20 protein-coding genes are annotated in these 20160 nt (G+C 67.6%); 8 read left to right on the forward strand and 12 right to left on the reverse strand.

The features are described 5' to 3' along the window. Positions 1 to 27: 27 nt before the first annotated feature. The 6 genes from AAG092_RS05345 to AAG092_RS05370 all read right to left on the reverse strand — a co-directional run bounded on the left by AAG092_RS05345 (position 28) and on the right by AAG092_RS05370 (position 6567). Entirely contained in the window at positions 28 to 1317 is a 1290-nt protein-coding gene (locus AAG092_RS05345) for a flavohemoglobin expression-modulating QEGLA motif protein (protein ID WP_373388853.1), read from the reverse strand. A gap of 9 nt (positions 1318 to 1326) precedes the next feature. Then, positions 1327 to 1878 carry a hypothetical protein gene (locus AAG092_RS05350; protein WP_373388854.1) on the reverse strand — a complete coding sequence of 184 codons (552 nt, stop codon included), beginning with the start codon at positions 1876 to 1878 and terminating at the stop codon, positions 1327 to 1329. A 67-nt stretch (positions 1879 to 1945) separates the two neighbouring features. After that, the gene (locus AAG092_RS05355; protein WP_373388855.1) at positions 1946 to 2659 is read right to left on the reverse strand and encodes a TetR/AcrR family transcriptional regulator; all 714 of its coding nucleotides are present in this window, start codon (positions 2657 to 2659) and stop codon (positions 1946 to 1948) included. A 131-nt stretch (positions 2660 to 2790) separates the two neighbouring features. Then, the gene (gene lysS, locus AAG092_RS05360) at positions 2791 to 4308 is read right to left on the reverse strand and encodes a lysine--tRNA ligase (protein ID WP_373388857.1); all 1518 of its coding nucleotides are present in this window, start codon (positions 4306 to 4308) and stop codon (positions 2791 to 2793) included. A gap of 53 nt (positions 4309 to 4361) precedes the next feature. Then, positions 4362 to 5457 (reverse strand): peptide chain release factor 2 gene (gene prfB, locus AAG092_RS05365; protein WP_373388858.1). Its coding sequence is split into 2 segments (ribosomal slippage): positions 4362 to 5384 and positions 5386 to 5457, totalling 1095 coding nucleotides; the frame shifts between segments, so codons are not numbered across the junction. A 177-nt stretch (positions 5458 to 5634) separates the two neighbouring features. After that, a complete protein-coding gene (locus tag AAG092_RS05370; protein WP_373388859.1) occupies positions 5635 to 6567 on the reverse strand; it encodes an autotransporter domain-containing protein in 933 nt (310 codons plus the stop codon). A 200-nt stretch (positions 6568 to 6767) separates the two neighbouring features. Here AAG092_RS05370 and AAG092_RS05375 point away from each other — a divergent pair, with 200 nt between their 5' ends. Further along, a complete protein-coding gene (locus AAG092_RS05375) occupies positions 6768 to 8411 on the forward strand; it encodes a diguanylate cyclase domain-containing protein (protein WP_373388860.1) in 1644 nt (547 codons plus the stop codon). Between the two features lie 3 nt (positions 8412 to 8414). Here AAG092_RS05375 and AAG092_RS05380 read toward each other — a convergent pair whose 3' ends face one another. The 5 genes from AAG092_RS05380 to AAG092_RS05400 form a co-directional block, all read right to left on the reverse strand. Beyond that, positions 8415 to 9155: a tellurite resistance TerB family protein gene (locus AAG092_RS05380; protein ID WP_373388861.1), complete on the reverse strand. Its 741-nt coding sequence runs from the start codon at positions 9153 to 9155 to the stop codon at positions 8415 to 8417. A 100-nt stretch (positions 9156 to 9255) separates the two neighbouring features. Then, positions 9256 to 9693 (reverse strand): nucleoside deaminase, encoded by a 438-nt coding sequence (locus AAG092_RS05385; RefSeq protein WP_373388862.1) that lies wholly within the window; start codon positions 9691 to 9693, stop codon positions 9256 to 9258. 46 nt (positions 9694 to 9739) lie between these two features. Further along, entirely contained in the window at positions 9740 to 11455 is a 1716-nt protein-coding gene (gene recJ / locus AAG092_RS05390) for a single-stranded-DNA-specific exonuclease RecJ (protein ID WP_110681174.1), read from the reverse strand. A gap of 100 nt (positions 11456 to 11555) precedes the next feature. Further along, positions 11556 to 12095, reverse strand: a complete 540-nt coding sequence (locus AAG092_RS05395; protein ID WP_110681172.1) for a YaeQ family protein — start codon at positions 12093 to 12095, stop codon at positions 11556 to 11558. A gap of 35 nt (positions 12096 to 12130) precedes the next feature. Continuing rightward, positions 12131 to 13288 carry a diguanylate cyclase gene (locus tag AAG092_RS05400; RefSeq protein ID WP_373388863.1) on the reverse strand — a complete coding sequence of 386 codons (1158 nt, stop codon included), beginning with the start codon at positions 13286 to 13288 and terminating at the stop codon, positions 12131 to 12133. 147 nt (positions 13289 to 13435) lie between these two features. Between AAG092_RS05400 and AAG092_RS05405 the strand changes: the two genes are divergently transcribed. From AAG092_RS05405 to AAG092_RS05420, 4 genes are all read left to right on the forward strand, one after another. Then, positions 13436 to 14632, forward strand: a complete 1197-nt coding sequence (locus tag AAG092_RS05405; protein ID WP_373388864.1) for a CaiB/BaiF CoA transferase family protein — start codon at positions 13436 to 13438, stop codon at positions 14630 to 14632. Positions 14633 to 14736: 104 nt separating this feature from the next. Beyond that, positions 14737 to 15678, forward strand: a complete 942-nt coding sequence (locus AAG092_RS05410; protein WP_373388865.1) for an ornithine cyclodeaminase family protein — start codon at positions 14737 to 14739, stop codon at positions 15676 to 15678. Further along, a complete protein-coding gene (locus AAG092_RS05415; RefSeq protein ID WP_373388866.1) occupies positions 15675 to 16811 on the forward strand; it encodes an NAD(P)/FAD-dependent oxidoreductase in 1137 nt (378 codons plus the stop codon). Before AAG092_RS05410 ends, AAG092_RS05415 begins: the two co-directional genes overlap by 4 nt. 74 nt (positions 16812 to 16885) lie before the next feature. After that, positions 16886 to 17515, forward strand: coding sequence for a transcriptional regulator (locus AAG092_RS05420; protein ID WP_110681164.1), 630 nt, complete (start codon positions 16886 to 16888; stop codon positions 17513 to 17515). A 1-nt stretch (position 17516) separates the two neighbouring features. Here AAG092_RS05420 and AAG092_RS05425 read toward each other — a convergent pair whose 3' ends face one another. Beyond that, positions 17517 to 18023 (reverse strand): winged helix-turn-helix transcriptional regulator, encoded by a 507-nt coding sequence (locus AAG092_RS05425; protein ID WP_373388867.1) that lies wholly within the window; start codon positions 18021 to 18023, stop codon positions 17517 to 17519. 136 nt (positions 18024 to 18159) lie between these two features. Between AAG092_RS05425 and AAG092_RS05430 the strand changes: the two genes are divergently transcribed. Genes AAG092_RS05430 through AAG092_RS05440 form a run of 3 tightly spaced genes read left to right on the forward strand, consistent with a single transcriptional unit; the run spans position 18160 to position 20128 of the window. Then, the gene (locus AAG092_RS05430) at positions 18160 to 18453 is read left to right on the forward strand and encodes a hypothetical protein (RefSeq protein ID WP_373388868.1); all 294 of its coding nucleotides are present in this window, start codon (positions 18160 to 18162) and stop codon (positions 18451 to 18453) included. Positions 18454 to 18455: 2 nt separating this feature from the next. Further along, on the forward strand, positions 18456 to 19778 hold the full coding sequence (locus AAG092_RS05435) for a DUF1329 domain-containing protein (RefSeq protein WP_373388869.1): 1323 nt from the start codon (positions 18456 to 18458) through the stop codon (positions 19776 to 19778). Positions 19779 to 19792: 14 nt separating this feature from the next. Then, positions 19793 to 20128, forward strand: a complete 336-nt coding sequence (locus AAG092_RS05440) for a cupin domain-containing protein (protein WP_373388870.1) — start codon at positions 19793 to 19795, stop codon at positions 20126 to 20128. The last annotated feature ends 32 nt before the right edge of the window (positions 20129 to 20160 follow it).

Raw genomic sequence — 20160 nt, forward strand, 5'->3', positions numbered from 1 at the left:
CACAAGTGGGCGAGGGGAGCCGCGGATCTAGAGAATATTGGCGTAGTCCGCTTCGATGCGATCCAGGCTCAGATGGTTGAGGAAGTTGGAGAAACACATCCAGGCCGCCAGCGCGTTGAGGTCGCGGAACTGCGGTGGCAGGTACTTGGGCGGCGCCACCAGCCCCTCATCGACCAGCTGGCGCAGGGTGCGCATGTCTTCCAGGGTGGTCTTGCCACAGAACAGCAGCGGGATCTGCTCCAGCTTGCCCTTGCGCACGGCGAGCTGGATGTAGTTGTAGATCAGGATGAAACCCTTGAGGTAGGACAGGTCCTTGGTGAACGGCAGGCCGTCCGGGGTGGAGCCGCGGAACACCCGGCTGGCGTTGCCGTAGCTCTCCTCCAGGCCGTAGCCCTGCTCCTGATAGAACTCGAACACCTGCAGGAAGTCCGCGCCCTCCTCCGCCATGTGGATGGCACGGGTACGGTTGGTCAGCTTGCGCAGGCGATACGGATAGGAGGCGAATGCAATCACCTCCATCAGGATGGCCAGGCCTTCCTGGGTCACGGTCGACGAGGGCGGGCCCTTGGCCAGGAAAGTGCACACCGGCTGATTGAGACCGTTGAGGGTGGTGCCGACATGCACCAGACCCTCATGCACTTCCAGCGCACGCACGTCGCGTTCGTTGAACAGGGCGTCGCTGCGAATCTTGATGTAGTCGGCGCCGGCGGCGGCATCGGCAACGATGCCGTCGGACTCCAGCACGCGAATGGTGTCGTCGCCAAACACCTTGGCCAGGCGTTCCTGGAGGATGGCCACAGCGTCCTTGGCGGTGAGGCTCTTCGGCTCGTCCTGCAGGTCACCGCGGGCGGCGATGTTGTTCAGGTAGTCGGAAAGCATCAGGCCGAGGTCGGCCAGCGTCGGGTCGCCGGCGTGGAAGGCGTCCGAGGCGGCGCCGTAGAGTTCCTGCGAGATCAGGCCGAAGTCGGCGGTGCCGCGCGCCTCGAGCATGCGGATCACCATGCGGTATTCCTTGCACATGCGCCGCATGATCTGCCCGACCGGATTGAACTGGCCGAGCTGGCGGGTGATGTCGCGCTCGATGTTCTGGAATTCCAGCTTCTTCGCCACCGGGTCGAAGGCCAGCGGGCGACTGTCGTAGTAGGCGCGATCGACCGCCGGCAGCTCGCGCCCCTTGGCCTTGAGGAAGCCCTGGCGCACGCCGTCATCCCACTTGATGGCATCGAGCACGCGGATCGGCGTCTGCGCCTCGACCAGGCGCCCGGACAGGGCGCGGATCGTGTCGTGATAGTCGTCCTGGGACTTGCGCCGGCTCATGCGCAACCCTTACTCGACGCTGCGCTGGTAGCGCGCCACTTCGACGAAGACGTCGGCGTTGGCCTGGTCGTCGAGGTAGCCGAACACCTGCTCCAGTGGGCTGGTCACCAGCACCGCCTCGCCTTCCGGGGTTTCCACCGGCTGGCCCTGCAGCACGCCGCCTTCCATCTCCTGGAGGATGCGCTCGACATCCAGGTTGTAGATCACCAGTTCGTTGCCGGCGGTCAGCTCGAAGCCGGCGATGGCAAAGTTGGCACCCAGGCGCTTGGGCAGGCCGGCGGAGATGTACCAGCGGCGGCCATGGTGGGCCACGGTGAAACCGTATTCCTCGGCCGCGCCATCCTCGGCGCTGTCGCTCCAGGCCTTGGCGCGATAGAGGTTGGAGCCGGCGCGGGCGATGGACAGGTACTGCCGCTCGCCCCACTCGTCCTTGCGCTCCCAGTCGCCGAGCAACGGCATCGGCGCCGCCTCGTTGGCCGGAATGGGGTCCTTGAAGGTCACCAGGCAACCGCTCAACAGCAGGCAACTCAGGGCGGCTAAGGCCACGCGCCAGGCTTTCATCATGCACTCCTTGTGAGGTTCGGTCGGCTGCCAGAAACGAAAAGCCCCGCCGGGGCGGGGCTGGGACTCAAGACCCGATCAGCAGGTCCAGGAAGCGCTGCAATACGGCGCGCTGAGCCTCTAGATCGAAGTCTTCCACCCCATCGACGATGGCATGATATTCCATCCGCAAAATAAGCGTAGTCAACACCTGTGCATCCTCGAAGGGTGCGGTGGAGCCCATGGCCCTCACCGCGCGCTCGGCGAAGCGCATGCGCAGGCTCTGGTGGGCGAGGAACAGCGGGCGCAGTTCGGCATTGGTCAGCGCCTCCTGGCGAAAGGCCAGTTCCACCAGCAGCTCGTCGTCGTGCGCACGCATCTTGGCCTGCACATGGGCGACGGCCAGGTCGATGACATGGGCGACCATCTCGCGGCGGGCAGCGGGATCATTCGCAATGGCCGCGGCGATGCGCCGGAAGTCCTCGTCCACCCCGGCCCAGAGCGCCGCCAGGCTTGCCGAGCTGCGCTGCACGAACAGCGCGAAGCTGTCGGCGATCAGGTCCTGGATGTCCTTGAAATAGTAGGTGGTGGCCGACAGCGGCACCCCGGCCTCGGCGGCCACCGCGCGATGGCGTACCCCGCGCAGCCCCTCGCGCACGATGATGCGCAATGCCGCCTCGAGGATGCTCAGGCGGCGCTGCTCGCTGCCCTGGCGACTGGCCTTGCGGCCACGATACTGCACGGATTCGGCTAACTCGCCGGCCAAGCGGACCGGACACTGCGCGGCGGAGCTGGAGTTCACTGCTGGACCTTCCTCGCACTGGCTGAAGACAAAAAACAGGGGCCTGCCATGACGGCAGACCCCTGACTTTCAAACAGCGAGATGGCCAAGTGCCACCCTGACTCCAACGGTGCCCTTTCCGGGCGCCGCGATCAAGCCTGCGGACGCATATGCGGGAACAGGATCACATCGCGGATGGACGGCGAATTGGTCAGAAGCATTACCAGGCGGTCAATACCGATACCCTCGCCGGCGGTGGGCGGCATGCCGTATTCCAGGGCGCGGACGAAGTCGGCGTCGTAGTGCATGGCCTCGTCGTCGCCGGCGTCCTTGTCGGCCACCTGCTGCAGGAAGCGCGCGGCCTGGTCTTCGGCATCATTCAGCTCGGAGTAGGCGTTCGCAATTTCCCTTCCACCGATAAACAGCTCGAAGCGATCGGTGACGCTCGGATCGTCGTCGCTGCGACGGGCCAGCGGCGAGACTTCGAACGGGTAGCGGGTGATGAAATGCGGCTGTTCCAGCTTGTGCTCGACCAGCTCCTCGAAAATCATCACCTGCAGCTTGCCCAGGCCTTCGAAGCCGAGCACCTTGGCGCCGGCCTTCTTGGCGATCTCGCGGGCCTTGTCGATGTCGTTGAGGTCGGCGGCACTGATCTCCGGGTTGTACTTGAGGATCGAGTCGAACACCGACAGGCGCACGAACGGCTCGCCGAAGTGGAACACCTTGTCGCCGTAGGGCACGTCGGTGCTGCCCAGCACCGCCAGGGCCAGCTCGCGGAACAGTTCCTCGGTGAGGTCCATGTTGTCTTCGTAGTCGGCGTAGGCCTGGTAGAACTCGAGCATGGTGAACTCGGGGTTGTGCCGGGTCGAGACGCCTTCGTTACGGAAGTTGCGGTTGATCTCGAAGACCTTCTCGAAGCCACCGACCACCAGGCGCTTGAGGTACAGCTCCGGCGCGATGCGCAGGAACATGGCCATGTCCAGGGCGTTGTGGTGGGTCTCGAACGGCTTGGCCGCGGCGCCGCCGGGGATGGTCTGCAGCATCGGGGTTTCCACTTCGAGGAAACCGCGCTCGTTGAGGAAGCGACGGATGTGCGCGATCACCTGGGAACGCACGCGGAAGGTGTCACGCACCTCCTCGTTGACGATCAGGTCGACGTAGCGCTGGCGGTAGCGCTGCTCGGTGTCGGTGAGGCCGTGGTGCTTGTCCGGCAGCGGGCGCAGCGACTTGGTCAGCAGGCGCACGTTGAGCATGTCGACGTACAGGTCGCCCTTGCCGGAACGGGCCAGGGTGCCCTCGGCGGCGATGATGTCGCCCAGATCGAAGTGCTTGACCGCTTCCAGCTGCTCGGCCGGCAGGGTCTTGCGGTTGACGTAGACCTGCAGGCGCCCGGAGGTGTCCTGGATGACCATGAAGGCGCCACGGTTGAGCATGATGCGCCCGGCGACCTTGACCGGAATGGCGGCCGCTTCCAGCTCTTCCTTGGTCTTCTCCGCGTACTGTTTCTGCAGGTCGGCGCACAGGCTGTCACGGCGGAAATCGTTGGGGAAGGCATTGCCCTGCTCACGGACGGCAGCCAGCTTTTCCTTGCGCTGGGCAATCAGCTTGTTTTCTTCGTGCTGCCGCTCTTCGTGGGAGAGGGTTTGCGGATCGAGTTGTTGGTCGCTCATGGTCGTTCTATCTGCCTGGCGTCTGTATCAGTTGAGTTCGGGGGCGTGAGGGCTCAGAGCCCCTGTTTGAGGCTGGCCTCGAGGTACTGGTCGAGGTCGCCGTCGAGGACCTTCTGGCAGTCGCTGCGCTCGACGCCGGTACGCAGATCCTTGATGCGCGAGTCATCGAGTACGTAGGAGCGAATCTGGTGGCCCCAGCCGATGTCGGACTTGGAGTCCTCCAGGGCCTGTGAGGCGGCGGTGCGCTTCATCATCTCCAGCTCGTACAACTTGGCCCGCAACATCTTCATCGCGGTGTCCTTGTTGGCGTGCTGGGAACGTTCGTTCTGGCAGGCCACCACGGTGTTGGTCGGCACGTGGGTGATACGCACCGCCGAGTCAGTGGTGTTGACGTGCTGACCACCGGCACCGGAGGAGCGGTAGGTGTCGATGCGCAGGTCGGCCGGGTTGATCTCGATCTCGACCTTGTCGTCGATCTCGGGGGACACGAACACCGCCGAGAACGAGGTGTGGCGGCGGGCGCCGGAGTCGAACGGGCTCTTGCGCACCAGGCGGTGCACGCCGATCTCGGTGCGCAGCCAGCCGAAGGCGTACTCGCCCTTGATGTGCACGGTGGCGCCCTTGATGCCGGCGACTTCGCCTTCGGACAGTTCGATGATGGTGGCGTCGAAGCCGCGCTTGTCGGCCCAGCGCAGGTACATGCGCAGCAGGATGTTGGCCCAGTCCTGCGCTTCGGTACCGCCGGAGCCGGCCTGGATGTCCAGGTAGCAGTTGTTCGGGTCCATCTCACCGCTGAACATGCGGCGGAATTCCAGCTTCTCGAGGATTTCGCGCAGGCGCTCGACTTCGGCGACGATGTCGTTGACCGCGCCCTCGTCGTTCTCTTCGGCGGCCATTTCCAGCAGGTCTTTGGAGTCGGCCAGGCTGCCGGTGAGGTCGTCGATGGTTTCGACGATCTGCGCCAGCATGGCGCGCTCGCGACCCAGGCCCTGGGCGTACTCGGGCTTGTTCCAGACGCTGGCGTCTTCCAGCTCGCGGTTTACTTCGATCAGGCGGTCATGCTTCTGATCGTAGTCAAAGATACCCCCGAATCGACAGGGTCCGCTCGGACAGGTCCTTGATGCTGTTGAGGATCGGATTGATTTCCATGGTGGGCAGCACTCTCGGGCAAAGGCGCAGGGCAACCGGCCAGGCCCCGTCGCAGCGGCATGACGCCAGGCTGGACCGGACAGGCAACGGATCGCGACCGCAAAGTTTCGGAAAAGCCGGCGAGTATACCCGACTCGATGCGCCCTGGCAGCCTGCAGCCTGACCGGCGGAGCGCCCTCAGAACTTGGCGCTCAGACGCAGCGCCAGGGCATTGTCGCGGGCGTCCTCGGCATAGTGGCCGGAGTAGGTCAGGCCGAGGTAGAGGCTGCGGCTGAGCTCGTGGTCCAGACCCAGGTCGAGGCGCAGGCTGCTGCGCTCGAACTCGCGGCTCTGCAGGCGCAGGCTCTGCCCATCTGCGGTCATCGCCTCGGCATTCAGACGATCGCTGCCCAGATCCTGGCGCAGCGCCAGGCTGGCGCGCCCCACCCATTTGCGCTGCTGCCAGTACCAGGGCGCGGCCAGGCGCCAGCCGAGGGTCAGGTAGCCGCCCTCCTCGTCCGCCCCGCGCAGGCGCAGATCGCCCCGGCGCTGGGCCTCGGCATCGAGATGAACCAGGGCCAGGCCGGCGAAGGGCTCCAGGGTGAAGTCACGAAAATCCAGGGCAAAGCTGCTCTCGCCGAACAGCTGCGCGCTGCGCGCCCGGCCGCCCTGCAGGTCGTGCCAGCCGTGCAGAAGCCCCAGGCGAAAGCCCAGCTGGTTGTACACGCGGGTGGCGGCATACAGGCCTATATGGCTGCTGTCGCTGCTGGCATGGCCCTGCTGGTGATCGAGCCGGCTGCGCGCCACCCCGGCCAGCACGCCGCCGACCCACTGCCCGCCGAGCGGCCGGTCCAGGCCCAGCAGCAGGCCTTCGCCGTGGCGCTCCAGGCCGTCGCCGTCCCAGCTGCCCTGGATGCCATAGCCACGCGCCCACAGCGGCCATTCACCGGTCTCGGGCGCCGCCTCGCGGAAGGCGAAACGCACCTGCTGCAGACGGTCCAGCGCCGCCTCGCGCGGCAGGCGACTGCCCTCCAGCAACAGCGCGCGCTGATCCAGCAACAGCGCGCCGGCCTGCGCCGCGCCGCAGCACCAGGCCAACACCAGTCCGATGGTCGTCAGACGCCAGTTCATACCCACCTCCCGAGCCTGCCGAGCAGTCTAACCGACTCTCGCCAGCGGCGAGCTATGCAGCCCGGGTTTGCAGATTGCCCGGAGTTTGTGTGCAATGCCGGCACGGACAGCGCTGGGCTAGACTCAAACCGTGCCCCGCCACCGCAGCCCAAGGCCACCCGGGCGAACTCTTACCGTCACGCATTCGGAGTCGCCGCACCATGCGCCCCCCTCAGAGCCTGCGCACTCGCTTCGCCCTTCTCATCGCCCTGCTGGTCGGCGCCCTCAGCTGGCTGCTCGGCAGCCTGATCGGCCATGACGCCAGCATGCGCATCCGCGAGGAGGTCGGCCGCGACCTCACCGAGGTCTCGGCGCAGATGATCGACCGCCTGGACCGCGACATGGCCAGCCGCGCCGCCTACCTGCAGGTGCTCGGCGGGCTGCGGGCGCTGCGCGAGCCGGATGACATCGGCGAGATCCGCCTGCTGCTCGACCGCCTGCAGCAGCAGATCCCCAGCATCGCCTGGATCGGCTTCACCGACGCCCGGGGCCAGGTCCTGGCTTCCAGCGACGGCGTGCTGGAGGGTGCCAGCATCGCCCAGCGCCCGGTCTACCTCGAGGGCCGCCAGGGCCTGTTCATCGGCGACGTGCACGAGGCGGTGCTGCTGGCTAAGCTGTTGCCCAACCCCAGCGGCGAGGCGATGAAATTCGTCGACATCAGCCTGCCGGTACGCAACGACCTGGGCCAGCTCACCGGCGTGCTGGCCTCGCACCTGTCCTGGGGCTGGGCCGAAGAAGTGCGCCTGGCCCTGCTCGAACCGATCCAGGAACGGCGCCAGGTGGAGTTCCTGGTGCTGGGCAAGGACCACAGCGTGCTGCTGGGTCCCAAGGCGATGATCGGCCAGGTGCTCGACCTGCCCGCCCTGCGCGAGCAGCAGGGCCGGGACAGCTACTGGGCCGTGCAGGACTGGCCGGACGGCCAGGCCTACCTCACCGGCTTCGCCCACAGCCAGGGCTACCAGGACTACGCCGGCCTGGGCTGGATCGTGCTGGCGCGCCAGGCCGTCGAGCAGGCCTATGCCCCGGCCCGCGAGACCAGGCGCAACATCCTGCTCTGGGGCAGTGGGCTGGCGCTGCTGTTCGCTACCTTGGGCTGGGCACTGACCGGCTACTTCACCCGCCCCCTACGGCAGATCGCCCGCGCCGCCGACCGCCTCAGCGCCGGCGAGATCACCACCATTCCCGAGCTGCGCAGCCCCAGCGAGATCGCCGTGCTGAGTCAGTCGATCCGCCACCTGGTGGAAAGCCTCACCCACCAGCAGACAGCGCTCAACCTGATGGAGGACCTCGCCCATAGCGACCCGCTGACCGGTCTGCCCAATCGCGCGGCACTGGAACGCTTCCTGCCCGCGGCACAGCAGCGCAGCCAGGCCGGGCAAGGCTGCCTGGCCCTGCTCTATCTGGATCTGGACGGTTTCAAGCCGGTCAACGACCGCTTCGGCCACGCCGCAGGCGACCTGCTGCTCAAGGAAGTGGCCGCCCGCCTGCGCGCCTGCCTGCGCGACGGCGACCTGGTGGCGCGTCTGGGTGGAGACGAATTCCTCATGGTGCTGCAGGTGCCTGCGGCCCAGGCCCTGACTCAGGCCCGGCAGATCGCCGAGCGGGCGCTGCAGTCGCTGGCCCAACCGGTGCGCCTGGGCGAACAGGAGGCCAACGTTGGCTGCAGCATCGGCGGCGCGCTGTGGCCGCTGGACCATGCCGACCTCGGCGAGGCGCTGGAGCTGGCCGACCAGGCGCTGTATCGCGCCAAGCACGGCGGCAAGAACCGCGCGGAATTCCAGACCGGGGCAGCGCCGGCGGCCTGAGCCTCAGCCGGCGGCCAGCTCCTGGCGCACCTGGGCCTCCAGTTCGGCCTTGAGCGAAGGCTCCAGCTTGAGCTGGCGGGCCAGCTCCTCGAGGTAGGCGCGCTCCATGAAATGCTCCTCGTCGACCATCAGCACGCTGGCGATGTACATCTCCGCGGCCATCTCCGGGGTGCTGGCGGCGCGCGCCACCTCGGCCGGGTCGAGCGGCTTGTTCAGCTCGGCGTCGAGCCAGCGCAGCAGTTCGGGATCATTGGCCAGCGCGCCGATCTGCTCCTCGATCAGCTGGCGCTCTTTGGCGTCCACATGGCCGTCGGCCTTGGCCGCGGCCACCAGCGCCTTGAGGATCGCCTGGCTGTGCAGTTCGGCCTGCGGCGCCGGCAGGCGATCCACCGTCTGCGGCTCGGCGACCGGTCGCGCATTGGCCGCATGCTGCTGCTCCTGCCAGTTGCCGTAGGCCTTGTAGGCGATCACCCCGAGGGCGGCCAGGCCGCCATAGGTGATGACCTTGCTGCCGACCTTGCGCGCACTCTTGTTACCCAGCAGCAGGCCCAGCGCGCCGGCTGCCAGGGCTCCGCCGCCGGCGCCCTTGAGCAGGGTGCCGAGGTCGCCACCGCCACTCTTGCCGCCACCGGCCACGCTGCCGAGCAAGCCACCCAGGCCGCCGGACGATGAGCCGCCGGACTTCTGCTGCAGGAGGTCCTGGCCGGATTTGAGCAGCTGATCGAGCAGTCCACGGGTATTCATATGCTTCTCCTCTGGGGCGAATGCCATTCCATGCACAGACCGATTCTAGCCAGCGGGGTTGCCGGCTGGCGTGCAGAGCTGTGCTTCCGGATATTGCAGGCTACTCGCCGATGTCCTCATGCCACAGCTCGGGGCGGGCGGCGATGAAGTCCTCCATCAGCCGGATGCACTCGGCGTCCTGCAGCACCTCCAGCTGCACGCCACGCTCGCGCAGCAGCGCCTCCTCGCCAAGGAAGGTGCGGTTCTCGCCGATCACCACCCGCGGTATGCCGTACAGCAGGATGGCGCCGCTGCACATCGCGCAGGGCGACAGGGTGGTGTAGAGCACCGCCTCGCGGTAGACGCGGGCCGGCTGCCGGCCGGCATTCTCGAAGGCATCCATCTCACCGTGGCGGATAGCGCTGCCCTGCTGCACCCGGCGATTGTGGCCACGGCCGATGATGCGGCCGTCATGCACGATCACCGAGCCGATGGGAATGCCGCCCTCGGCCAGGCCCAGGCGGGCCTCGTCGATGGCAGCTTGCATGAAGGGGTCCATTGGGGTTCCTCGTGGCGTCGAAGTCCCCCTAACCCTAGGCGGCGCCTCAGCGTGGCGCCAGGTGCGCGACCAGCAGCTGCACGCTCTCGCGGCCCTGATACTCGTTGACGTCCAGCTTGTAGGCCAGCTCCACCCAGCGCACGTTGGGGTTGGGCCAGGTGTCGCGGTCGACGTTGAAGGCGATGCCATCCAGGGTCTGGCTGCCGCACTCGGTCTTGACCACCAGCTTGAGGTGCTTCTCGCCCACCACCCGCTGGGTGACGATCTGGAACAGGCCGTGGAACAGCGGCTCGGGGAAGTGCTGGCCCCAGGGCCCGGCATGGCGCAGGGCCTTGGCCAGCTCCAGATGGAACTCCTCGGCTCCCAGCTGGCCGTCGGACAGCAGGCGACCGGTGAGGTCGTCCGCGCTCAGCTGGCGGCGCACCTCGGCATCGAAGGCGGCGGCGAAGGCCGCATAGTTCTCCTGCGGCAGGGACAGGCCGGCGGCCATGGCATGCCCGCCGAACTTGCTGATCAGCCCCGGGTGACGCGCCGCCACGGCATCCAGCGCATCGCGGATATGCAGGCCCGGCACCGAGCGCGCCGAGCCCTTGAGCAGGCCGTCGCCGGCATCGGCGAAGGCAATGGCCGGGCGGTGGTAGCGCTCCTTCAGGCGCGAGGCGAGGATGCCGATCACCCCCTGGTGCCAGTCCGGCTCGAACAGGCACAGGCCGAAGGGCAGGTCCTCGACGTTCAGCTCGCGCAGCTGGGCCAGGGCCTCGCGCTGCATGCCCTGCTCGATGGCCTTGCGGTCCTTGTTCAGCTCGTCGAGCTGCTGGGCCATGTCGCGGACCAGCGCCTCGTCGTCGCACAGCAGGCACTCGATGCCCAGGCTCATGTCGTCCAGCCTGCCGGCGGCGTTCAGGCGCGGGCCGAGGATGAAACCGAGGTCGGTGGAGCTGATCCGTGCCGCCTGCCGCCCGGCCACCTCGAGGATCGCCTTGAGCCCCGGCCGCGCGCGGCCGGCACGGATGCGCGCCAGGCCCTGGTGGACCAGGATGCGGTTGTTGGCATCCAGCGGCACCACGTCGGCGACGCTGCCGAGAGCCACCAGATCGAGCAGCTCGCCCAGGTTCGGTTCCGGCTGCCCGGCCCGGGCGAACCAATCCAGCTCGCGCAGCCTGGCGCGCAGCGCCAGCAGCACATAGAAGATCACCCCGACGCCGGCCAGCGCCTTGCTGGGGAAGTCGCAACCCGGCTGGTTGGGATTGACGATGGCGTCCGCCGCCGGCAGCTCCGGGCCCGGCAGGTGGTGGTCGGTGACCAGCACCCTGAGGCCGGCGGCCTTCGCCGCCGCCACGCCCTCGACGCTGGAGATGCCGTTGTCCACCGTCACCAGCAGGTCGGGCCGGCGCTGCAGGGCCACGGCAACGATCTCCGGCGTCAGGCCGTAGCCGTACTCGAAGCGGTTGGGCACCAGGTAGTCGACGTGGGCGGCGCCAAGCATGCGCAGGCCGAGTACGCCGACCGCGCTGGCGGTGGCGCCGTCGGCGTCGAAGTCGCCGACGAAGAGGATGCGCTGGCGTTGCTCCAGGGCCTCGACCAGCAGCTGCACCGCACCGTCGATGCCCTTCAGCCGCTGGTACGGCAGCAGGCGCGCCAGGCCCTTGTCCAGCTCGGCGGCGGACTGCACGCCACGGGCGGCGTACAGGCGGGTCAGCAGCGGCGGCAGCTGGCCCAGATCGGGCAGGGTTGCGGGCAGGGGGCGAAGATCGATGCGCATGGAGTATTCCGAAGCAGGCATGGGTAACCCGGATGCAATCCGGGAACATCGCGGCGCAGCGGCCCCGGATGACCTCCGGAGCCGCGCGCCAGGACTGCGGTCAGCGTTCGCCGGCCAGCCACTCCAGGGGAATCTCGTGCTGGCCGCGCTCGTCGGTGACGTACAGGTGGCCGTCGCTGATCATCACGCTCCAGCTCACCGAGCGCGGCAGGTCGCGGGCCAGCTCTTCCAGGGCGGCCTGATCGACACCGACCACGTTGAGGTTCTTCAGCCCGCGCACGCCGTCGAGCACCTTGCTCTGCCACACCCGCAGGTTGCCGTAGGCCAGCACGCTGAAGCGCTCGGTGCGCCGCGAGCACCAGGTCATGCGTTCAGCATCCGGCTGGCCGACCTCGATCCAGTGCAGCACACGGTCGTCCAGGCTCTTCTCCCACAGGGCGGGTTCGTCGACATCGGACAGGCCGCGGCCGAAGGCCAGTTGCTCGCCGTACCACAGCGCATAGGCGATCAGCCGTACGCACAGGCGCTCCTCGGTCTCCGAGGGGTGCCTGGCCACGGTGAAGCGCAGGTTTTCGTAGACGTTGCGGTCGATATCGGTGAGGTTCAGTTCGACTTTGTAGGGCGTGGCTTGCAGGGCCATGGGCGGGCTTCTTGGCTGGCGGAAAGGCGGCAAGTCTACCGCGAATAGGCCGCCAGGGGTTCGCCGTCCGCCCCGAACGCCAGCACCTGGTTACGCCCGGAACGCTTGGCCGCATAGAGCGCCTGGTCGGCGAGGGACAACAGACGCGGCAGGTCATACCCGCCTGCGGTGCTGCTGGAAACGCCGATGCTGACACTCTGCGCGCAACTGCCGGAGGCCTCGGCAAACTCTCTGCGAATGCGCTCGGCCAGCGCCAACGCCTCGGCCTGCGACCCCGCTACCAGGCAGGCGAACTCCTCGCCACCGATGCGCCCGAACACGTCGGTCTTGCGCAGGCGATCGACCACCCCGGCACTGAAGGCCTGCAGCACGCGGTCCCCCTCGGCATGGCCGAGTCGGTCGTTGATTGCCTTGAAATGATCGAGGTCGCACAGCAGCAGCGCCACCGGCTGGCGCTGCTCGGCGCACAGCCGCAACAGGTGCTCGCCGGCACTGAGGAAGGCGCGGCGGTTACCGATGCCGGTCAGCGGGTCGGAGTATGCCGCCACTCGATACTGCTGCTCGGCCCGTTCCTTGACCATGGACAGCACCAGAAAGGCCATGCCCACGGCGTAGAGCACACTCTCGATCAGCAGCGCGACGAACATCGGACTGTAAGGTGCGCTGCCATTGTTGCCCCAGGTGCCAAACAGCATGCGCAGGATATGGAACAGCACGTGCCCGCCCATCAGCAGCTGGGCGGCAAGGATGGATACCTGCTGTCCGCGCGCGCGCCAGAGCTCATGCATGGCAGCCAGCATGTAGGCGACCAGCAGCAGGGTAAAGGCCGTGACCCGCCAGCGGATATCACCATAAAAGGCCGGCCACAGGCACAGCAACAGCCAGCCCCAGGCCCCCAGGGTGACCAGCCACCAGCGCGGCTCGCGCCCGCAGAAGGTCCGCATGGCAGCCCAGGTCATGCCGATGCAGAGCAGCAGGACCACATTGCCGACGACTATCGGCACCCAGTCGAAGCCCAGGCCGCGCAGGGCGTTGAGTATCAGCCCCGCCCCTTCGAGGAACAGCATCACGCTGGCCCACAACAGAGTGCGTTCGTGGCGACCGCGCCACCAACTGTAGAGCATCAGTGCGGCGCAGAAAAACACGACGCTGACATTGGCCAGCAGCAGAGACGGGATATGCAGTTGCGACATCGGGTAGGGCTCGGTTCCCTGAGCACGAACGGACGGCTCTTTGCCCGCACTCTAGCAAAAGGCCACTGCCGGCGGGTGAAGTGCCCTGGCATCGCCCGCCGGCCGAGGATAGGCTGGCCGGCATTCGTGAACTCGCAGGGACAACCCATGATCGCCAACAAACCCCTCGCCGGCCTGAAAGTGGTCGAACTCGGCACCCTGATCGCCGGGCCCTTCGCCTCGCGCATCTGCGCCGAGTTCGGCGCCGAGGTGATCAAGGTCGAGTCGCCTGACGGCGGTGACCCGCTGCGCAAGTGGCGCAAGCTGTACCAGGGCACCTCGCTGTGGTGGTTCGTGCAGGCGCGCAACAAGCGCTGCATCACTCTCAATCTCAAGCACGAGGACGGTCGCGAGGTCCTCAAGAAGCTGCTGACCGAGGCGGACATCCTGATCGAGAACTTCCGCCCCGGCGTGCTGGAGAAGCTCGGCCTGGGCTGGGACGTGCTGCACGCGCTGAACCCCAAGCTGGTGATGGTACGCCTGTCCGGCTTCGGCCAGAGCGGCCCCATGAAGGACCAGCCGGGCTTCGGCGCGGTGGGCGAGTCGATGGGCGGGCTGCGCTACATCACCGGCTTCAAGGACCGTCCGCCGGTGCGCACCGGCATCAGCATCGGCGACTCCATCGCCGCCCTCTGGGGCGTGATCGGCGCCCTGATGGCGCTGCGCCAGCGCGAAGTCAACGGCGGCAGCGGCCAGGTGGTGGACGTGGCGCTCTACGAGGCGGTATTCGCCATGATGGAGTCGATGGTGCCGGAGTTCGACGTATTCGGATTCGTGCGGGAGAGGACCGGCAACATCATGCCCGGCATCACCCCCTCCTCCATCCATACCTGCGCCGACGGCAAGCACATCCAGATCGGCGCCAACGGTGACGCCATCTTCCAGCGCTTCATGCGCGCCATCGGCCGCGAGGATCTGGCCGATGCGCCGGACCTGGCCGACAACGCCGGCCGCGATGCGCGGCGCGACGAGCTGTACGGGGTGATCGACCGCTGGGCCGCCAGCCTGCCGCTCGCCGAAGTCGAGGCCGTGCTGGTGCGCGCGGAAGTGCCGGCCAGCCGCATCTATTCCGCCGAGGACATGTTCGCCGACCCGCAATTCCTCGCCCGCGAGATGTTCCTCTCGGCCAGGCTGCCCGACGGCAAGCCGTTCAGGATGCCGGGCATAGTGCCCAAGCTGTCCGCCACCCCCGGCGACGTGCAGTGGACCGGGCCCGCGCTGGGCGAGCACAACGCCCAGGTACTCGGCGAGCTGGGCTATGGCGCCGAGCAGATCGCCGCGCTGAAGGCGGCGGGAACCATCTGAAGCGACAGCAAGATTCATCCAGGCGCCAGAGCGCGGCGTCATGGTTGCCGGAATAAACTTTAAAATCCATTATGGACAAATTAGTTTAACTCCCGGAGCCCACCATGACCCGCGTGATCGACCAGACCGAAGCCGAACGCCTGCTCGCCCGTATCGACGTGCACCAGGCCATGCGCACCATGTTCGCCAGCCTGGCCAGGGGCCGCGCGCTGCAGCCGGCGCAACAGCTGGTGGAGTTCCCCGACGGCGGCGACTTCATCAACTACCTGGGCGTGCTGGCCGATGAAGGGGTCTACGGGATCAAGACCTCGCCCTACATCCCCGGCCCGCAGGGCGCCACCGTCACCGCCTGGACCCTGCTGATGTCTATGCGCAGCGGCCAGCCGCTGCTGCTGTGCGATGCCAAGAGCCTGACCACCGCGCGCACCGCCGCCACCACCGCGGTGGCCGTGGAGGAGCTGGCGCCGGCCGGTGTCACGCGCCTGGCAATCATCGGCAGCGGTCCGGTGGCCCGCGCCCACCTGCGCTATGTGCAGAACCTGCGCGACTGGCAGAGCATCCGCCTGTACTCCCCCGGTCTGGCCGCCGAGGGCGCCGCGAAACACGCCGAGCTGCGCGCCCTGGACCCGCGCCTGCAGCTGTGCGCCAGCCAGGAGGAGGCCGTGGCCGACGCCGAGGTCATCCTGCTGTGCACCTCCGCCGCCGGGCCGGTGCTCGATCCGCTGAGCCTCGGCCGCAACGTGCTGGCCACCTCGATCAGCACCAATGCGCCGCGCGCCCACGAGGTGCCGCCACAGAGCCTGGCCGGCATGGACGTGTATTGCGACTACCGCGCCACCACTCCCGGCGCCGCCGGCGAGATGGTGCTGGCGGCGGAAGGCGGCTGGAGCCGCAACCTGATCCGCGGCGACCTGGCCGAACTGGTCGTCGGCCTGGCCCCCAGGCCGGACTATGGCCGCCCGGTGTTCTTCCGTTCCATCGGCCTGGGCCTCGAAGACATGGCCCTGGCCCATGCCCTGCATCAGCTGCTGGAGCAAGGCCAATGAGCGACGTGATCGACAGCGAATTCCTGATCGTCGGTGCCGGCATCGCCGGCGCCAGCACCGGCTATTTCCTCGCCGCGCACGGCAGGACCCTGCTGCTGGAGCGCGAAAGCCAACCCGGCTACCACAGCACCGGGCGCTCCGCCGCACTCTATACCCTGGCCTATGGCACGCCGCAGGTGCGCGCCCTGACCGCCGCCAGCCGCGCCTTCTTCGACGCGCCGCCGGCCGGTTTCAGCGAGCACCCGCTGCTCAGCCCGCGCGGCGAGATGGTGGTGGACTTCTCCGGCGACGCCGAGGAACTGCAACGCCAGTACGCAAGCGGCAAGGCCAGCGTGCCGCAGATGCGCCTGCTCAGCGCCGACGAGGCCTGCGCCCTGGTGCCGGTGCTGCGCCACGACAAGGTGCATGGCGCCATGCTCGACCCCAGCGCCGCAGACATCGACACCGATGCCCTGCACCAGGGCTTCCTGCGCGGCATCCGCCAGCAGGGCGGGGAAATCCACTGCAACCGCGAGGTCAGCGCGATCGAGCGGCTCGCGGACGGCTGGCAGGTGCGCTGCGGCGAGCAGCTGTACCGCTGCCGGGTGCTGGTCAACGCCGCCGGAGGCTGGTGCGACGAGATCGCCAAGCTGGCCGGGGTCGCCCCCATCGGTCTCACGCCCAAGCGCCGCGCCGCCTTCACCTTCCTGCCGCCGGAAGGGCTGGACTGCCATGCCTGGCCCTGCCTGGTGGACCTGCACGAAGCCTTCTACTTCAAGCCGGATGCCGGCCAGCTGCTCGGCTCGCCAGCCAACGCCGACCCGGTGGCACCGCACGACGTGCAGCCGGAAGAGCTGGATATCGCCATGGGCCTGTACCAGATCGAGGAGCATACCAGCCTGACCATCCGCCGCCCGCAGCACACCTGGGCCGGCCTGCGCAGCTTCGTCGCCGACGGCGATCTGGTCGGCGGCTATGCCGAGGATGCCGAAAGCTTCTTCTGGGTGGCCGCCCAGGGCGGCTACGGCATCCAGACCAGCGCGGCGATGGGCGAGGCCTGCGCCGCGCTGATCCGCCATCAGCCGCTGCCGGCGCATATCGCCGCCTTCGGCCTCAGCGCGGCGATGCTCTCGCCGGCCCGCCTGGGTCGATAGACGCAGCGGGGGCGCCTGATGACGCCCCCGACGCTTTGCGGCACACTCGCCGTGCCGCCCCAGGAGCCCACTGCATGACGCCCCGCCCCGCCGCCGACCTCGACAACTTCCGCGCCATCGCCGACGCCATCGCCACCCTGTTCTTCCCCCATGTCGAGGTGGTGTTGCACGACCTGCGCACGCAGAAGATCGACCACATCGCCAACAACCTGTCCAAGCGCGCGGTGGGCGACGACGCGGCGCTGGAGGACCTGCTGGAGCACACCCCGGACGAGCGCAACATCGGCCCCTACGAGAAGCTCAACTGGGACGGCCGGAAGATCCGCTCGGTCAGCACCGTGCTGCGCGATGCCCGGGGCACGCCGGTGGCCGTGCTGTGCCTGAACTTCAACATCTCCATGCTGGAGAGCGCCAAGCAGGCGCTGGACCTGTTCCTCTCCGCCAGCCGGGTGATACCCCAGCCCGATGCGCTGTTCCGCGACGACTGGCAGGAGCGCATCAACAGCTTCCTGCACGCCTGGCTGCAGCAGCGCCAGCTCGGCCTCAACCTGCTCACCCGCGAGCACAAGCGCGAACTGGTCGAGGCCCTGCACGCCGAAGGCGCGTTCAAGGGCAAGAGCGCCGCCAACTACATCGCCAACGTGCTCAACATGGGCCGCGCCACGGTGTACAAGCATCTCAAGGAGATCAAGGGCGAGGCCTGACTCAGCCCACCTGCTCGCTGGCTTGCCGCCGCCGCGCCAGTTCTTCCAGGCGCCGGCGGGTATTGGCGTTGGCGCCGGGACCAGGCAGCAATCCCAGGTTGCGCATGCCCACCGGCTGCCCCTCGGCATCGAGCAGCTCCAAGGGCGCCACCGGAGCGCCGCTGTTGCGGTTGACCGGCACCACAGGCGCCCCCTCCGGAAGGGGATTCCAGCGGTCGCCCCACTGCAGGATGGCTACCACTATCACATGCAGTGACCGCCCCTTCTCGGTCAGCTTGTACTCGGTGCCGCCCTGCACCGCGCGCTTGCTGAGGATGCCGTGCTCCTGCAGCAGCTTCAGGCGCTTGGACAGGATGCCCTTGGATATCCCCTGATTGCGTTGAAACTCGTCGAACTTGCTGGAGCCCCACATGCACTCCAGCACGATCAGCACGTTCCACCAGTCCCCCAGCACATCCAGCGAGCGAGCGATGGAGCAATTCCGATCCTCGAACGTGAGCCTTTCCACTCTGTGACCTCCAGAACGCCACGAAAGAAACCCGGCGCGAAAGCGCTTGACAGGTTTCATTATAGAACCTAATTTCAACCTTGCACGGTTCTATTATAGAACCAAACCTCAACCCCCTGATCCGAGGTCTCCCATCATGCTCAAGCAGCTCCTCACAGCCGGCCTGCTCCTCGCCAGCGGCGCGGTCCTGGCCCAGCCGGAAAGCCCGTGCATCACCAACGAACTGGAGCGGGACAGCGTCACCGCGACCCTGGCGCTGGAGATCGGCAAGTGCCATCTCGCCGCGGCCAGCAACGGCCCCGACGGCCTGCCCGCCCTCGAGTACGCCCACAGCTGGTTCCTCCAGGCCAAGGTACTGGGCGCCGAAGACGCGCAACGCCAGCTGGAAACCACCCATGCCCGCCTGCAACTGGCCGCCGAGGCGCAATGACCATGACCAGACTGCCTCTGTTCCTCGTCCTCGGCCTCGCCCTGCAAGCCACCGCCCAGGCGACGCCCACCACACCGCTGGGCGCCGAACTGGCCGGCAACGCCGACGGTTCCATCCCCGCCTGGCAGGGCGGCTACCGCAAGTCCCTGGCGGCGGCCAACATCGCCAGCGGCTTCGTCGACCCCTTTGCCGCTGATCCCATCGAATTCACCATCGATCACAGCAACTACACGCAGTATCAGCAGTACCTCAGCCCCGGGCAGATCGAGCAGCTGCGCCGCAACCAGAACGGCTACCGCCTCAACGTCTATCCGACGCGCCGTACCGCCGCCGTACCCGAGGCCGTATACCAGGCCGCCGACCGCAACCGCGAAAGCGCGCGCCTGACGCCCGATGGCAACGGCGTGACCAACTACCAGGGCTACTACCCCTTCCCGGCGCCGAAGAACGGCCTCGAGGCGCTGTGGAACCACTTCATGCGCTACCGCGGTGGCAGCCTGTTCCGCTCACAGACCCAGGTCATCACCCAGGCCAGCGGCTCGTTCAGCGAAGTGCAGATCGAAGAGCGCGCAGTATGGCCGGAAAACCTCAATGGTTTCGACCCGGCAACCGACGCCAACGTGATGATCTACGCCAAGCAGGAAGTCGTGGCCCCGGCGCGCCTGGCCGGCAACATGCTGCTGGTCCACGAGACCGTCGACCAGTACCAGCAGCCGCGCCTGGCCTGGCTCTACAACGCCGGCCAGCGCCGCGTGCGCCGCGCCCCCCAGGTCGCCTACGACGGCCCCGGCACGGCGGCGGACGGGCTGCGCACCTCGGACAACGTCGACATGTACTCGGGTTCGCCCGACCGCTACGAGTGGAAGCTGGAGGGCAAGCAGGAACTCTACATCCCCTACAACAACCATCGCCTGACCGACCAGAATCTCGACTCCGAACGCCTGATCCAGAAGGGCCATCTCAACCCGGAGCTGCTGCGCTACGAGAAGCACCGGGTGTGGAAGGTGGTCGGCACCCTGCGCGAGGGCCAGCGCCATGTCTATGCCAAGCGGGTCTTCTACATCGACGAGGACACCTGGCAGATCGCCCTGGCCGAGCACTACGACAGCCGCGGTTCGCTGTGGCGCTTCGCCGAGGGCTTCCACGTGCAGTACTACTATGCCGACACGCCCTGGTACGCCGCCGAGGCCATCTATGATTTCAACAGCTCCCGCTACCTGGTGATGGGCCTGCTGTACAACTCCGGCAACCCGGTGTCCTTCGGCTTCAAGGCGGCCAAGGCCGAGTTCCTGCCGGCGGCCCTGAGAAGCGCCGGCATCAAGTGATGGGGATACCCGCCATGCACAAGGTCAACCTGCTGGACGAACTGGCACGCATCGACGAACACTGGTCGCAACGCATCATCGGCGAGGCCAATGGGCAACTGCTCAAGCTGGCCAAGGGCGTCGGCGAGACCCGCTGGCACAAGCACGACGACCAGGATGAGCTGTTCATGGTCTGCTATGGCTGCCTGACCATCCAGCTGCGCGACAGTGCGATCGACTTACGGCCCGGCGAGCTGTTCGTGGTGCCCAGGGGGGTCGAGCACTGCCCGCGGGCCGACGAGGAGACCGGCTTTCTCATCGCCGGCCTCAACATCACCTCGACCGCCGCCGGCGGCAAGCCCAACCTGTGACGCCAGGCGCCATGCCCTCCCCGGGCATGGCG

This window comes from Pseudomonas alcaligenes (genome assembly GCF_041729615.1).
In the GTDB taxonomy this organism is placed as follows: Bacteria; Pseudomonadota; Gammaproteobacteria; order Pseudomonadales; family Pseudomonadaceae; genus Aquipseudomonas; species Aquipseudomonas alcaligenes_B.

Bases quoted from the DNA above. Each gene is read 5' to 3' on its own strand.
- AAG092_RS05350 (WP_373388854.1), bottom strand. From the start codon at position 1,878: ATGAAAGCCTGGCGCGTGGCCTTAGCCGCCCTGAGTTGCCTGCTGTTG.
- AAG092_RS05435 (WP_373388869.1), top strand. From the start codon at position 18,456: ATGACCAGACTGCCTCTGTTCCTCGTCCTCGGCCTCGCCCTGCAAGCC.
- AAG092_RS05400 (WP_373388863.1), bottom strand. From the start codon at position 13,288: ATGTCGCAACTGCATATCCCGTCTCTGCTGCTGGCCAATGTCAGCGTC.
- AAG092_RS05440 (WP_373388870.1), top strand. From the start codon at position 19,793: ATGCACAAGGTCAACCTGCTGGACGAACTGGCACGCATCGACGAACAC.
- AAG092_RS05345 (WP_373388853.1), bottom strand. From the start codon at position 1,317: ATGAGCCGGCGCAAGTCCCAGGACGACTATCACGACACGATCCGCGCC.
- AAG092_RS05370 (WP_373388859.1), bottom strand. From the start codon at position 6,567: ATGAACTGGCGTCTGACGACCATCGGACTGGTGTTGGCCTGGTGCTGC.
- AAG092_RS05405 (WP_373388864.1), top strand. From the start codon at position 13,436: ATGATCGCCAACAAACCCCTCGCCGGCCTGAAAGTGGTCGAACTCGGC.
- AAG092_RS05430 (WP_373388868.1), top strand. From the start codon at position 18,160: ATGCTCAAGCAGCTCCTCACAGCCGGCCTGCTCCTCGCCAGCGGCGCG.
- AAG092_RS05420 (WP_110681164.1), top strand. From the start codon at position 16,886: ATGACGCCCCGCCCCGCCGCCGACCTCGACAACTTCCGCGCCATCGCC.
- AAG092_RS05410 (WP_373388865.1), top strand. From the start codon at position 14,737: ATGACCCGCGTGATCGACCAGACCGAAGCCGAACGCCTGCTCGCCCGT.
- AAG092_RS05395 (WP_110681172.1), bottom strand. From the start codon at position 12,095: ATGGCCCTGCAAGCCACGCCCTACAAAGTCGAACTGAACCTCACCGAT.
- AAG092_RS05375 (WP_373388860.1), top strand. From the start codon at position 6,768: ATGCGCCCCCCTCAGAGCCTGCGCACTCGCTTCGCCCTTCTCATCGCC.
- AAG092_RS05380 (WP_373388861.1), bottom strand. From the start codon at position 9,155: ATGAATACCCGTGGACTGCTCGATCAGCTGCTCAAATCCGGCCAGGAC.
- AAG092_RS05385 (WP_373388862.1), bottom strand. From the start codon at position 9,693: ATGGACCCCTTCATGCAAGCTGCCATCGACGAGGCCCGCCTGGGCCTG.
- lysS (WP_373388857.1), bottom strand. From the start codon at position 4,308: ATGAGCGACCAACAACTCGATCCGCAAACCCTCTCCCACGAAGAGCGG.
- recJ (WP_110681174.1), bottom strand. From the start codon at position 11,455: ATGCGCATCGATCTTCGCCCCCTGCCCGCAACCCTGCCCGATCTGGGC.
- AAG092_RS05415 (WP_373388866.1), top strand. From the start codon at position 15,675: ATGAGCGACGTGATCGACAGCGAATTCCTGATCGTCGGTGCCGGCATC.